This is a genomic window from Oleiphilus sp. HI0128, from assembly GCF_001635365.1.
Window position 1 is genome coordinate 1 of the sequence record NZ_LWGG01000331.1, and the last position, 14,363, is coordinate 14,363.

Below are 14,363 nucleotides of genomic sequence, written 5' to 3' on the forward strand. Positions count from 1 at the left end.
TGAGACTGAATATTTAGAGGTTTTAGTTAGAAGAATATGAATTTACAGAATATTGATAAAACAACTTATCGAAAGCACCTTAACTGGGTGATTGCTGGAAGCATTGTTGCTTTATTGGCGATCGCGCTTAGCGTATCAACCCTACTGATTCATTTAGTTGGGGAACCTGGAGGTTCAAATTTCGTTCTGAATCTGGTGGGTGTAGTGTCTGCCGTAGCGCTTGTGCTAAATACTTTATACCGAAACCGGAATACGCCGTTTATGTCGGAAGTTTGGTATGTCTGGCAGCTTAAACAAGAGCTCAATGCAATTTACCGAAAATCAAAAGCCTTAAACCAAGCGTTGGAACAGAACAATCACCAAGCGTTTATCATCAAATATTATCACTTGAAAGCTTCTATTCAGGTATATGAGCTGGATGACAATACGCTCACTATCAATCAGCTAAAAACTGACTTACGCGAACTGGAAGAAAAAATACAAAGCTTGGGTTTGAGCGTGAGCATCGAAGATTATCAGTCAGATTTACTGAAGACGCTTTGAACGAAGGGGCGGTGGTCTCCAAATCTGTAGGCAGAGCCTTCCACGGCTCGCAGGCGGGTTAGCACGAGGTTGATCGTGCGAAAGTCAACGAGTCAGAGTAAATAACAACCCAACTAAAATTCGAATATCCAGCCCGAATAAATACCTTTTAACCTAAACAACCTAGTTTGCCCATTTTTGCCAAAGCCTTCTAAGTATTTGTTTTTTAGTCTGTAGTTTCGCCACAAGAAGGTGGCGTGTTGTAGCACTAAAGGAACAATAAGAAGTACCCAAAACAAACATAAAAACGGGGAAATTATGAAACCTAAATCTTTCTTTAATACTCATCCACTCAAGGTCATGACACTAGGCCTGACGCTTGCCTGTTCTGATATCGCATTAGCGGCTGGAGAGGAATTTCTAGACTATGGCCTGCACTGGGCTAGGGTGCAAAATGGCGCAGAGAATCAGGTCAAAGCAATTGAGGCTGATGGCACGATTAACGAAACCATTAGTAATTACTATGACGACTCGAAGCCAACGGTTATTTATTTCCATGGCTGGCAGAATGGCTCTTCGCAAGATGGCTATGACCGCGAAGACTTTACCTTCGCCAACAATGGCAACTCACTCTCGCATAAATCCTGGAAGCAAAGGGGTTGGAACGTTGGCGTATTTTACTGGAACCAGTTTGCCGATGAAGCTGAAGTCAAAGATGCAGAAGCCAAAATGTGGAGTGCTAATGGCCCAAAAGGTATGCGTTATCGGCTAGATGACGGTAGTTACAGCACGTCACAGGCACCGAACAAGTCGGTCGGTGAAATCGCTTTTGAGCAAATCACAGCAGTACTGGCTAACAATAACAAAAACCTGAGATTTGCAGGCCACTCTTTGGGGAACCAATTAGCTGTTTATGTGGCCAAGCAGATTAATGATGGGATTAATGAGGGCACTCTGTCTGATAATGTTATGCCCGACCGTATTGCACTGCTAGACCCCTTCTGGTCAAAAAATGGCAAAAGCTATCTTGGTGATGAAAACGGCGACGGCCAGAACGACTGGGTGGGCGAACGAACGCGTTGGTACATTTCCGATATGATAGCCGACCAGGATGTCGCAGTAGAATGGTATAAGTCATCGGCGATATATGACTTATGGATTGGCGACCAAAACACGCCGTTGGAGAGTATTGTTAACCTCAACCACTTGCGTTTTTGGTATCTGAATTCATGGGATATTGCCGGTAAACATGTTGAAGCACGTCACTGGTACTTCCAGTCAATGAATAATGCTGAGCCTGAAGAAGTAACGATTAACTGGTGGGGAAGACGCAAAGACACAGGGTACGATGCCGCCAGTGCCAGAACTTCAGATAACCGCATTAAGGTTATGATGGGGAATGATTATGAGTGGGATCAGGTAGAAGGTCGCTATACCGCAAAGCCTTCGGATGACCAGTTTGAAGTGAAGAACTACTAAAATAAGCTAAGACGTTAAAAGGCTGAATGAGGAGGCGTGCTTTCCTTATTCAGCTTTTAAAATTGCCCATGCTTGCCCTGACCTTTGGTAAACCCCTGTGCGCCGTCTAAGGCTCCTGATGCGGCAGCGACTTCCATGCCTCGGTAGAATTCATTCTTCATGGCTTCATCAAATGACTTGTCCCGGTGCTTAGCTGTCTCGAAGTACACTAACTGGCGAATGACTAGCCACCTTCCTTGTACTCAATCCTCCTAAACACATGATCAGTAAGGCTGAACTAATGGGTAGCCATGCCCAAAGATGCCATTGCACTTGATAGTCTAGGTCGAGTAAATAGCGATATAAGCTATAGCAGATTGCTTCAGTACCCAGCAGGGCCAGAATACCTGCCATGAGGCCTAACAAAGCGAATTCACTCCACTGATTAAGGCGAAGCTGCTTTCGGTTAGCGCCGAGTGTCCGTAAAATTGCACCTTGTAATATTCGCTCATCGATACTTGAATAAATGGTCGCCAGTAAGACCAACACACCGCCGATCAATACTAGGATAAGTAAGTACTCAACAGCGAGGCTGACTTGCTTGAGCAAACTTTGAATTTGCGTAAAGACCATACTCATGTCGAGTAAGGTAATGGTCGGGAACTCGCGGATGAGCTTAGTAAGTTTTGCCTCGCTGCCAGAAGGGACATGAAAACTGGTTAAGTAACTAAGCGGAAGGTCCTGGAGCGCTGCCTCAGATAGAATCATATAAAAGTTAGGACTAAGTGTTCCCCAATCGACACTGCGAATACTAGTAATGGTCACTGTGAAGCTTTGTCCGGCCACCTCGAAGCGAAGCGTGTCGTTAAGCTTTACACCTAATCTCCCTGCTAAACGCGATTCAATAGAAACTTGTTTGCTCGCCGCATCTGACTTTTTATCATTTATCCAAACACCTTCCAGTATTTTGTTTCCTTCGGGTAGTTGTTCACTCCATGTGAGCGCCAGATCTCTTTGAAGGGCCGGGTCTTCACTCAGTTTTTCATCATCATGAACATAGCGTTCGTTGATATGCGTTAATCGCCCTGGAACCATAGGAAAGAGCGGGTAGTTCTTGAAGCCGGTTTCTTCGAGTGCCGCTTTATAACTATCCGATTCATAGGCTTGTATATTCATAGCGAAGAAATTGGGCGCGTTCTCGGGTAAGCCGCGTTGCCAGTCATTTAGTAAATCATTTCTTACAACACTAATGACTAGCATGACCATCAATATCATCGCGAATGCCAAGATTTGAGTGCTGGCACTTTGATTGTTGCGCATGAGGTGTCGCCAGGCGAAACGCACATAAATATTGAAGCGTGCTGAAGGTGTGATTTTATCTAAAAGCTTAAGTATTCCTCGTAAACCAAATGAGAGCAGGATAAGGGTCACCAATCCGCCGACAATCACTGCGAGAGACATCTTTACATCGCCGGTAAACCATAAGCATAACGAGAGAATACATGCGAGCGCGATGCCGTAGATTAGTCTTCCGCTAATGCTCATCGGCTCAAGGTCACGGCGCAGGATTCTAAGTGGGGATACGCGACTTAGTTGAATCAGGTGAGGTAGCGCAAAGCCCAGTAGAGTAACCGGGGCCGTAATACTCGCAATAGCCCAAGCTGACCAAGGTGCGGTAGGCAAGTCATTGATAAATAGGATACTTAGCAAGGAAGAAAGTTGTTCCTGTATCAGGGTGCCAAGCATTAGGCCGATGAGCGTGGTGATGAAGGCGAGAATCAGTAACTGCAGACTAAAAAGCCACAGTACTTGCTGACGACTGGCGCCCAAGGTTCTTAACAGTGCGCTGGTATCGTAGTGGTGTTGGGCATAGTTTTGAGCGGCCATCGCAATGGCAATACCCGCAAGTAGAATCGCGAGAATGGCCGCTAAGGAAAGATAGCTACGTGCTTTATCGAGTGCCGCGGCAAGCGCCTGGTTGTTATCTGATAATGACTCCAGGCTTTGATTGTCACTGAGTAGAGGTTTCAGCCAGACCTTGTATTGGTCAATTGAGTTAAGCGAGCCCTTGAGTTGAGTCGTCTCGGTCTGAGCTTGTTTGTCTTGAAGGTCTGCAAGCAATAAGCGCCAAGTAACGCGACTCCCAGTCTGAATAAGCCCAGCTGCTTCGATGTCAGCCATATTCATCATCAGGCGTGGGGACAAACTATAGAAGTTTCCACCGCGATCACTTTCCTGGGTGATGAGTGCACCTATGGTGAAATTCTGTTTGCCCAGTTCCAGTGTGTCGCCTATTTTTGCATTGAGTAGCGTCAGTAAGCGAGACTCTAGCCATACACTACCAGGAGGTGGTCCTGTTGGGCTTTTCTCCCCGGGCTTGAAGGCACTCAAGCTAGTCATAACCTTACCTTTAAGAGGGTAATGATCATCGACGGCTTTAACGGCGGCCAAAGACATTTCATCCCCTACCACCACAACACTTGGGAACTCCAAGGTGGTACTGGTTGATAAACCGCTTTGTTGCGCACGTTCTTCGAACCCGGCCGGGATTTCTTGACTGGAGCGAATGCGCAGGTCGGCGCCAAGCAGCTCGGTAGACTTTGCCAACATGCCGGCTTCCATACGCGCACTGAATACACTGATAATGGTAGCGACGGTGACGGCTAGAATAAGAGAAAAGATGATTAAGGTGAGCTGCCCCGAACGGGTTTCTCGTCTGAGAAGAGACTGGGACAGACGAATAAGTTTGAGGAAACTGAGGCCTTGCGTGCTTGTATTCATCTTAAGCATTTAGCTCCTTTACCTGGCCATCGCTCATGCGTACGGTTCGGGCGCAGCGCTTAGCTAGTTGTTCGTCATGCGTTACGAGTACAAGGGTTGTTCCCAACTGAGAGTTCAAGGAAAAAAGCTGTTCTACAATTTGTTGCCCTGTATTACTGTCGAGATTGCCGGTAGGCTCGTCTGCAAACAATATTTTTGGCTCAGAAGAGAAGGCTCGAGCGATAGCAACACGTTGTTGTTCACCACCCGAAAGCTGTTTAGGGTAGTGATGGATTCGATGGCTCAGGCCAACCTTGTCCAGCCAGTCTAGTGTTTTCTCTTCAGTTTGGCGGGCGTTATACCTGCCAGACATTTCTATCGGCAGGCTGACATTTTCATAGGCCGTCAGGCCGGGAAGCAGCTGGAAGCTTTGAAAGACAAAGCCTACCCCCTTTGCTCTGACAGATGATCGTTGATCTTCATTTAACTGGTGTAACGCTTCGCCCAAGAGGTAGACTTCGCCTGATGAACTTTCATCAAGCCCGGCCATAATTCCTAGCATTGTTGATTTGCCGCTACCTGACGCGCCAACGATGGCGACAGATTCTCCTTGCTTGATTTCAAGTTGAATGCCTTGCAAGATATCAAGCTGTTCTGAACCGGTATTGACCGACTTACATACATTATTGAGTTTCAGTAGGAGATTTTCTTGAGTGCTATTTTCAGGCATATTCAATCACAAAATAGTTGTCTAAACAGAATGGGGTTTGCGATGCACATGCAGCTAGGTCGTTATTTTATTATTGGCTGCCTGCTTCTACTAAGCAGCTTAACGTATGCGGCGGAAATAGAAAAACCGTTACCGGTAAAAAATACTGTTCCAGTTCAAAAGGCTGCAAGCATTCTAGTGGTGGGTGACAGTATTAGCGCGGCCTTTGGTTTGGATAAGAGTAAGGGCTGGGTAGCGCTGATGCAGCGTGAGCTGGGCGATAACTATCGCGTGATCAATGCAAGTATCAGCGGTGATACCACTACCGGTGGCCGTTATCGTTTAGGTAAGGCCTTATCAACTCATCAGCCCGTTATCGTCATTATTGAACTTGGCGGAAACGATGGTTTACGAGGAACCCCGGTTAGGCAGATTCGTAATAACCTAGAAGCGATGGCAGTGATGTCACAAGAGGCTGGAGCCCAAGTAATATTGCTAGGCATGCAGATACCGCCTAACTATGGTGACCGTTATACCAAAGCCTTTGCGAATATATACTCAGACCTGGCATTGCAAATGGATCTATCCTTAGTTCCCTTCTTATTGGAAGGGGTTGCTGGTGTTGAAGGTATGATGCAAGACGATGGTATTCATCCGACGGAAAGCGCGCAACAAACGATGTTTGAGCACGTAGACAAAGTATTGGATACTTTGCTTTCAGCTAAATAAGTGTGGCAACAGGATGACTATTGAGTTCCGTTACGTCACCTCAATTGCTGAGGTGGGAGAGCAGGCCTGGAATTCCTTGGCAGGTGAGGGCTACCCCTTTGTGCGCTACCACTTTCTCGATGCCTTGGAAAAAACACAAGCGGTTGGTGGATGCTCAGGATGGTTGGTGCATCACCTCATGGCTTATCAGGGCGATACATTGGTCGCCGCTGTTCCTAGCTATGTTAAGCAGCATAGCTATGGTGAATACGTCTTTGACCATGCTTGGGCGAATGCTTACCATCAATATGGATTGGCTTATTATCCCAAGTTAGTTTCAGCCATTCCTTTCACCCCCATTACCGGTTCACGGATACTTATACGAGAGGGTATTGATCATAGCGCCGTGATTACGGCCTTGCATGACTTTGCTCCAAAGCATTGTCATGAGCAAGGCTACTCGGGTTGGCATCTGTTATTCCCTGGTTCAGAACTATCGACAGTCTTCAAGCCTCCGGTTCTTCAGCGTAAGGCTGTGCACTTTCAATGGACGAACGAGGGCTATCAGAGTTTTGATGACTTTCTCGCCTCTTTTAGCTCACGAAAACGAAAAAATCTTAAGAAAGAACGTGCAAGTATTTCCCAGCAAGGAATAGAAGTAGAGGTATGGGAAGGTAGGGAAATAAACGCTGAGCTTTGGCGTAGCTTTTATGACTTTTACCAAATCACCTATGCCAAACGTAGCGGTCATGGTGGCTATTTATCGCCATCATTTTTTGAGCGTATTGCTTCAGAGATGCCTGAGTATCTTGTGTTGATGATGGCAAAGCGAAATGGCGAGTACATTGCTGGTGCATTAAATTTTAAGGGCGATAATGCCTTGTACGGTCGTTATTGGGGCTGTATCGAAGAGGCTAATAATCTTCATTTCGAGCTTTGTTACTATCAAGGGATTGAATACTGTATCGCGAATGGCCTGGCTAGGTTTGACCCCGGAGTTCAGGGTGAACATAAAATCCAACGAGGCTTTCGTCCGACTTATACTTACTCAAACCACTGGCTGGCTGAAGAAGGGTTTCGAGAGCCCGTTGCGGAATTTATTAGCAAAGAAAATGAAATGCTCGAAGCTTATTATGAGGATGCGAGTACTTATTTGCCTTTCAAAAAACAGCAATAAGGCTCTGCTAGTTTGCACGGCTTTAATGTTCTCCAATCTTTTGAAACTGATCTAGCTCGTTGATAAGGTCTGGACTGGAAAGTGCCATTTCGAGACATAGGTACTTGTTTTGATTTTGGTCGGATGTACGCCAAAGTGTACCGGTTCGCGATTAGATGTTTACCCCCTAACGTTATGATATCCCACCGTTGTCATCCTCGCGCATGCGGGGATCCATTGTTTTTGACCCAAACCTTATTAATTCGATTACTACGACGGTTTCAAATGCTGCGTTCTATTCAAGACAATGGATTCCCGCCTGCGCGGGAATGACGGAGTTGTGGTGCGGGAAGGCACAGTGTGGAAGGGCCGAGAGTCCAACTTGCCGCCATTCCGCCCTCTCCTACTAACCTGTAATAGGCTAAAACCCAAGCAAGCACCAATGACCTCACTTCTCAAGCTTGGCGATATAATCATGAATCGCCAGTTGGGATTGAATCTTACGTTTGTTGCCCCGTGGTTTGTATTGGTTAGTTTGCTTGGCGTCGATGATTCGGGCTTTGGTGGTATCTGACCATTGAATCTCGAAGATATCCAGAATCTGCTTTTGAAGCTGTTTGTTGTAAACCGGGCAGCCTACTTCAACACGGTGGTCGATGTTGCGGGTCATCCAGTCTGCAGATGAGATATAAATCTCGTGCTCGCCCTGATTGGAGAATATCGATACACGCGGGTGCTCTAGAAAACGATCGACAATGCTAATAACTTTGATGTTGTCGCTCAAACCTTTAACTCCGGGTAAAAGGGTGCACATGCCACGAATAATAATGCGAATTTTTACGCCAGCCTGGCTTGCTTTGTAGAGGTGCCCAACGACTTCGTCATCGACCAGGTTATTGACCTTCAGCATGATTTCGGCAGTCAGGCCTTTCTCGGCGTGCTTTATCTCACGATCAATCAACTTGTGAACACGTGGCCGGAAATCATTTGGCGAGACGATAAGGTGTTTGAAGTGATAATGTTTATAGCTGAAGCGAATGAAGTTAAATACGTCTTCTACTTCGGCGGTAATTTCATCGTGGCAGGTAAATAAAGAGAAGTCGGTATAAATCCTTGCGGTCTTCTCGTGGAAGTTACCTGTGCCGATGTGAGCGTAGCGCTTATAGCCGTCACTTTCGTTGCGTCCAATTAAACAAAGCTTGGTGTGGCACTTCAATGCAGGCACACCAAAGTCTACTTTGATGCCCGCATCGGTCAGTACCTTCGCCCATTCTATATTTGCTTCTTCGTCAAAGCGGGCGCGCAGCTCAACCACGACGCGAACATTTTTACCATTCTTTGCCGCATTGATCAGGGCATCGATAATTCGGCTTTTTTTGGCGACGCGATAAATGCTGATACTGATATGTTCAACTTTAGGATCGTATGATGCCTGCCGTACGAACTCGGTGAAATGGTTGAACTTGTGATACGGGTAATAAAGTAAAATATCGCCTTCAGAAATCGCCTGGAAGCTGCTTTTGTGAGCGGCGAACTTCTTGCTTTCGATTCTCGGAAGCGGTGAATATTCTAAATAGTTGCGCCCGATATTAGGGAAACTGATGAAGTCTCTGAAGTTGTGATAGCGGCCACCCGGGATGACGGCGTCATAATTTGAGATGCCGATTTTATCAAGCAAGTAGTTCAGTGTGGATTTCGGCATTTCCCTGTCATAGACAAAGCGAACTGGCTCAGCTGTCATGCGTTGCTTAATGCTGAGTGACATCTGCTCTAGTAGAGATTGGTCAATATCTTCAGATAGCCCGTATTCCGCATCACGAGTCATCTTCATGGAATAGGCATGAATTTCATCAAACTTATAATTGCCTTTGAAGACGCTCTTCAGAGAGTAGCGAATAATATTATCAAGCATGATGATGCAGCGGCGCTTTTGCCCCTTGATTCTAGGTAGCTCAATGAAACGGCTCATATCGTCTGAGGGTACTTCAACCAAACTATATCTAGATTCGCCTTTGCGAATTAGTTCGACCGCAAGGTAGGTGATGTCATCATCCAATACCTGAGCAAGGTCGATTTTTCCCTCGCACATTATAGGGTTAATGTATTGCAGAACATTGTCTTTGAAATACTGATTAACCCATTCCCCTTGCTCTGGAGATAACTGTTGCTCGTTGATCAGAAAAATGTTGCGCCGGGCCAGGCATTTCAAAACGTGAATATAGATTTCGTCAAACCGTTCGCCTAGCTTGATGACTTTCTTTTGAATCTTCTTAAGTAATTCTCGATCTTCACTGGCATCTTCGCCTTGGTCTTTCTTAATAAAAATTTTTCGCTTTACGTCGGCGACACGAACACGGAAGAACTCATCCATATTATTGGAATATATACCGAGAAACCTGACCCGCTCGACAATCGGTACATTTGCATCAGCGGCTTCCTGTAGAACGCGCTCATTGAAGGACAGCCAACTCAGTTCTTTCTCTATAAAATCTTGCTTGTTCGTCATTTTGAAACTACTCGCATACAGCTTAATCAACCGGACTATTTAAATAGGACTTATGTGACAGTTTGATGACAATTTAAGTCCTGAGGTTCAAATACTTTGTATTTCCGGTTATGTAGGTCTAGGATAGATATTGACGTAGTGACGTCATTACGTCAATTAATGTTATTTACACAAAGAAAGGTGATTTACCATGTCTAAGAAAACAAAATCTATCAAGAAAGAGATCAAAGCGCGTAAAGCTAAAGTAGCCAAGCAGACTAAGAAAATCAGCAAGCTGAAAAAGGCGCTGAAGAAGGCTTAATGTGCCATCTTGAAGCTAATGTAGGGGCGCGATAATTCGCGCCTTTGCCTTTTATGGTGCTCGGCAATATGGATGAATGGATGTTACTATGCCGTTTATAGGGTAGTGAAACGACAAGGGGTCTCTTTATGAGTCGCAAGAGTACAGATAAGAAAACCGATGCAGTGTCGAAAGGTACGGCTAAGACTCCTCAGCTTGATCAAGTGCATGCATCCGAGAAAAAAGAGAAGGCTAAGAAAAATACCTCCCTACGTTTAGATAAGAAAACATTGAAAGCACTGAAGATTATTGCGATAGAGCAAGAAACGAGTATACAAAAGCTAATTGAGAGCTTGGTAAAGGACTATATTAAAGAACATGGCAAATTGGATTAGTTGAATCTGCCATGTTAGAAATTATAAAAATACCATTAGTGCACGTGATTTTAGTTGTTATGCTCTAAAAAAAACGTGTAACTTTTATACTGTTTAGTATTTATTGTTTAATTTGTTTGTAGTTTTAATAGGGGTGAAGCATGGGTAAAACGTCAAAGAAGATTGATAAGAAAGTTTCTCAGGTTAAAGAGCTGAGCAATGACTTGTTGAAAGATATCAACAAGAAAGTTACTTCAACTAAGAAAGATTTACAGAAGCAGGTTGATGATTTGACTGCACAAGTAAACGAGTTGCGTGAAGAGGCGACTAAGCCTGCAACAAAGTGGTTGAAGAAAATCGAGAAGCAGTATCAAAAGCAGCTAAATAAGCAGCAGAAAGAATTTGAAGAGCGTGCTGAAGCTTTGCTAGAGACTAAGAATAAGCTGGTTGGTCAACTTGAAGATGCATTAAGCAAGCTTCCTCTGGCGGATAAGATTATGCCAGCGCCAAAGACGCCTGCTAAAAAAGCCAAAGCAACTGTTAAGAAGGCGGCGACTACTGCTAAAGCAAAAGCGTCAACAGCAACTAAGAAAGCCACTGGTGCAGCTAAGTCTGGTATTTCTTCGATGAAAGGTGTTGGCCCTGCGACGGTTAAGAAATTGAATGCAGCGGGATTTAATAGCTTGGAAGATATCGTTAATGCACCTGCCGATAAGTTGGCTGAGTTCAAATCAGTACGCGGCTCAGACTCTTGGGTTGAGCAAGCTAAAGAATTGTTGAAGTAAGCGTTTCAAGCTTCAATAAAAAAGGCAGCGATTAAGCTGCCTTTTTTGTATCTGAAATTTCAGATTGATACTTTCTTTTCTGCTGTAGGCAGAGCCTTGCGCGGCTCGCTGGCGGGTTAGCACCATCGCTGCCTACATAAAAAGTAATGCTACAGCTTATAGACTAACGTGACAGACGTTTCACGATCAGTTTTATCAGCACCTGCTGGAACATCAGAACTATGCTTAATGGTGTAACCAACCTTCATTGACAAGGCTTCTTGCACCTGACTGGTTAAGGAGATACCAAAACGTGTCACAGTGTTACTGTCGCCGGCTTCTGTATTCAGGAACTGGTCAAGGCTAGATGTTTCATTGAATTTCCAAGAGAAGATCTCAGCTGCACGAATAATGCTATCTTCTTCGTTATTGCCATTGTTGTCTTCGATCACACGATAACCAGGCGCAAGCTCGAAATTCAATTCCATATTATCTTCTGCAATAGCTTTATAGCCTAAACCCAGTGCGATAGAGGTTTGATGGTCAAAACCGCTAAAGCGATCCTTTTCCCACGAGATGACGCCAAGCGCATAAGCTCTATCAGAGAGCTTTCGGTCAGACTGCGCTTCAGCAAAATATCTTTCTGCAGAACTTACGTCATTTGATGAGCTGTTAAGCGCCTCTAGTTGAAGTGTGTGCTTCCAATCAGTGTATTCAGTTGAAGCATTAAATTTGGCATTTAGTGTTTCTGTATCCGAGTTGCCGCTGGTCATCACAAAACCAAGTTCAGCCGTTGCATCCCAGTTAGGTTCAGAGACCTCTTCAGCGTTTACTGTGGCGCTTAGGCTTGTAGAGATGAGAGCAATTGCTGTGGCAAGTTTAAGGTGTTGCATAGTATTTCTTCCTTTCATAAAGCTTGGCTAAGATACGATTCAATTTTGGCCGTATCTTAGCGATTTACTAGAGTAATGTCTCTTGTTTATGCTACTTGATGCATATATACATCTTGTTGTGGGTAGGGGATTGAAATGCCGTGCGCATCAAATGCTTTCTTCACGCCTTCTTGCATATCAAAGAATACACCCCAGTAGTCGCTAGTGTTGACCCATAAGCGGACTGTAAAGTTAACCGAGCTGTCGGCAAGTTCTGCAACGACAAATACAGGAGCCGGGTCTTTGAGTACTCGGGCATCATGACTGGCGAGTGACTTCAGCAGAGACTTGGCCTGGTCAATATCGTCGCCATAGCCAATGCCAAAGCTCAGATCGACTCGGCGAGTAGTTTCTTTATTAATATTCACCATGCTGCTGCTCGAAAGAGAGCCATTTGGAATGATGACGACTCGGTTGTCGCCCGTCTTTAGAATGGTGTTGAAAATCTGAATTTCAGATACGCTTCCGATGTAGCCCTGAGCTTCAATCAGGTCTCCTACCTTGAAAGGCTTGAATAGCAGAATGACAACGCCTCCGGCGAAGTTGGCTAGGCTTCCTTGAAGAGCTAGGCCAACAGCTAAGCCGGCAGCACCGAGTACTGCCACAAATGATGTTGTCTCGATGCCGACCATCGAGGCAACTGAAATCAACAAGACTACTTTCAGAATAACTGAAAGAATGCTGCAGACGAATTGACCAAGCGTCGCATCGACCTTGCTTGTGAGATTGTTGTTAAGAGTGCGTATGAAGCGATTGATGACCCATAGGCCGATGATGAGCGTAACGATCGCTAAGACCAGTTTGGGGCCGTAACTTAAGCTGAGTGTGTAGGCTGTCTGTAACAGCTCTTGAATCTGATCGCTGCTTTGATTGATATCTTCCATTTAAGCTTCCTTGATTAAGTAAAAAAGTGAGTTTGAAATTTAAATTCAGAAGCATAGACAGAAGCAAAAGAGAAAAAGTCACAAAGAAAGTTTATTTATATTTCATTGATCTGAGTGCGTGTGTGTTATTGGGAATTGATCTATGATTCTTTGTTCCGGTGTCCCGTATTCGCCAACATTCATCATTATTGCCGAGGATTAAAATGAAAGACGATACCATCGCAATTCATCACGGATATGAAACAGACCCTACAACCAAGTCCGTAGCAACACCTATTTACCAGACAGTCGCATACGAGTTTGATAATGCTCAACATGGTGCTGACTTATTTGACCTGGCTGTACCGGGTAATATCTACACGCGAATAATGAACCCCACTAACGATGTGCTTGAAAAAAGAGTAGCGGAGTTAGAAAAAGGTATTGCGGCCTTGGCTGTGAGTGCTGGCAGTGCTGCCATTCATTACGCGATTATAACGATCGCCAGCAAGGGCAAGAATATTGTTTCAGTACCTCAGCTCTATGGCGGTACTTATACACTTTTCAAGCATATGCTGCCGAGCCAGGGAATTGATGTACGTTTCGCTGAAGATGATAAGCCTGAGTCCTTAGCAAAGCTGATTGATGAAAATACCGCAGCCGTTTATTGCGAGAGTATTGGTAACCCCGCGGGTAATGTTATCGATCTGGAAGGCATGGCGAAGATTGCGCATGATAAGGGGGTGCCGCTTATCGTTGATAATACAGTTGCCACGCCAGCTTTATGTAAGCCTATTGAGTATGGGGCAGATATTGTTGTTCATTCGCTTACCAAGTATATGGGTGGGCATGGTAATTCGTTAGGCGGGATTGTCGTTGACTCAGGAAACTTCCCCTGGGCGGAGCATGCTGAACGATTCCCTATGTTGAACGAGCCAGAACCTGCTTACCATGGCGTGATCTATACCGAGGCAATGGGGCCAGCAGCTTTTATTGGACGATGCCGGACAGTTCCTTTGCGTAATACCGGGGCGGCCTTATCACCTATGAATGCCTTTTTATTGCTTCAGGGAATTGAAACGCTAGGTCTTCGTATGGAACGTCATTGTGAAAACGCAATAAAAGTGGCCGAATTTCTAGAAGGGCACGATCTAGTTGAGTGGGTTGGTTATGGTGGCTTGCCCTCAGATGAGAACCATGAGCTAGCCAAAAAATATATGAAAGGTACACCGTCGGCCATTATGACCTTTGGAATTAAAGGTGGTTTAGAGGCAGGTACGCGTTTCTATGATGCCTTGGCACTGTTTAAGCGTTTGGTAAATATTGGTGAT

At 45.0% G+C, this 14,363-nt stretch carries 12 protein-coding genes; 7 read left to right on the top strand and 5 right to left on the bottom strand.

The window, feature by feature from the left end; genetic code table 11:
* The first annotated feature begins 36 nt into the window (after positions 1–36).
* Positions 37–543 (top strand): DUF3087 family protein, encoded by a 507-nt coding sequence (locus A3763_RS04165; RefSeq protein WP_068513612.1) that lies wholly within the window; start codon positions 37–39, stop codon positions 541–543.
* Positions 544–840: 297 nt separating this feature from the next.
* The gene (locus A3763_RS04170; RefSeq protein WP_231872095.1) at positions 841–2,001 is read left to right on the top strand and encodes a cell adhesion protein; all 1,161 of its coding nucleotides are present in this window, start codon (positions 841–843) and stop codon (positions 1,999–2,001) included.
* Positions 2,002–2,190: 189 nt separating this feature from the next.
* On the opposite strand, the gene A3763_RS04175 is transcribed toward A3763_RS04170, so the two are convergent.
* A complete protein-coding gene (locus A3763_RS04175) occupies positions 2,191–4,770 on the bottom strand; it encodes an ABC transporter permease (RefSeq protein ID WP_082880375.1) in 2,580 nt (859 codons plus the stop codon).
* Positions 4,763–5,470, bottom strand: a complete 708-nt coding sequence (locus A3763_RS04180) for an ABC transporter ATP-binding protein (RefSeq protein WP_068553431.1) — start codon at positions 5,468–5,470, stop codon at positions 4,763–4,765. The genes A3763_RS04175 and A3763_RS04180 overlap by 8 nt, the downstream gene beginning before the upstream one ends.
* Between A3763_RS04180 and A3763_RS04185 the strand changes: the two genes are divergently transcribed.
* Together A3763_RS04185 and A3763_RS04190 are read left to right on the top strand one after the other, a co-directional pair.
* Positions 5,450–6,178 carry an arylesterase gene (locus A3763_RS04185; RefSeq protein ID WP_304438880.1) on the top strand — a complete coding sequence of 243 codons (729 nt, stop codon included), beginning with the start codon at positions 5,450–5,452 and terminating at the stop codon, positions 6,176–6,178. The two genes, A3763_RS04180 and A3763_RS04185, sit on opposite strands and share 21 nt — an antisense overlap.
* Positions 6,179–6,191: 13 nt before the next feature.
* Positions 6,192–7,334, top strand: a complete 1,143-nt coding sequence (locus A3763_RS04190) for a GNAT family N-acetyltransferase (protein ID WP_068515347.1) — start codon at positions 6,192–6,194, stop codon at positions 7,332–7,334.
* Positions 7,335–7,761: 427 nt separating this feature from the next.
* On the opposite strand, the gene ppk1 is transcribed toward A3763_RS04190, so the two are convergent.
* A complete protein-coding gene (ppk1, locus tag A3763_RS04195) occupies positions 7,762–9,819 on the bottom strand; it encodes a polyphosphate kinase 1 (protein ID WP_068633431.1) in 2,058 nt (685 codons plus the stop codon).
* Between the two features lie 429 nt (positions 9,820–10,248).
* Here ppk1 and A3763_RS04200 point away from each other — a divergent pair, with 429 nt between their 5' ends.
* Together A3763_RS04200 and A3763_RS04205 are read left to right on the top strand one after the other, a co-directional pair.
* Positions 10,249–10,494 carry a hypothetical protein gene (locus tag A3763_RS04200; RefSeq protein WP_197470033.1) on the top strand — a complete coding sequence of 82 codons (246 nt, stop codon included), beginning with the start codon at positions 10,249–10,251 and terminating at the stop codon, positions 10,492–10,494.
* 140 nt (positions 10,495–10,634) lie between these two features.
* On the top strand, positions 10,635–11,258 hold the full coding sequence (locus tag A3763_RS04205) for a helix-hairpin-helix domain-containing protein (RefSeq protein ID WP_068514185.1): 624 nt from the start codon (positions 10,635–10,637) through the stop codon (positions 11,256–11,258).
* Positions 11,259–11,407: 149 nt separating this feature from the next.
* On the opposite strand, the gene A3763_RS04210 is transcribed toward A3763_RS04205, so the two are convergent.
* Together A3763_RS04210 and A3763_RS04215 are read right to left on the bottom strand one after the other, a co-directional pair.
* A complete protein-coding gene (locus tag A3763_RS04210; RefSeq protein ID WP_068509581.1) occupies positions 11,408–12,130 on the bottom strand; it encodes a YdiY family protein in 723 nt (240 codons plus the stop codon).
* A gap of 86 nt (positions 12,131–12,216) precedes the next feature.
* Positions 12,217–13,053 carry a mechanosensitive ion channel family protein gene (locus tag A3763_RS04215; RefSeq protein ID WP_068514182.1) on the bottom strand — a complete coding sequence of 279 codons (837 nt, stop codon included), beginning with the start codon at positions 13,051–13,053 and terminating at the stop codon, positions 12,217–12,219.
* A gap of 203 nt (positions 13,054–13,256) precedes the next feature.
* Between A3763_RS04215 and A3763_RS04220 the strand changes: the two genes are divergently transcribed.
* Positions 13,257–14,363, top strand: a 1,107-nt coding sequence (locus tag A3763_RS04220) for an O-acetylhomoserine aminocarboxypropyltransferase/cysteine synthase family protein (protein WP_068759910.1), incomplete at its 3' end; no start/stop codon positions are given.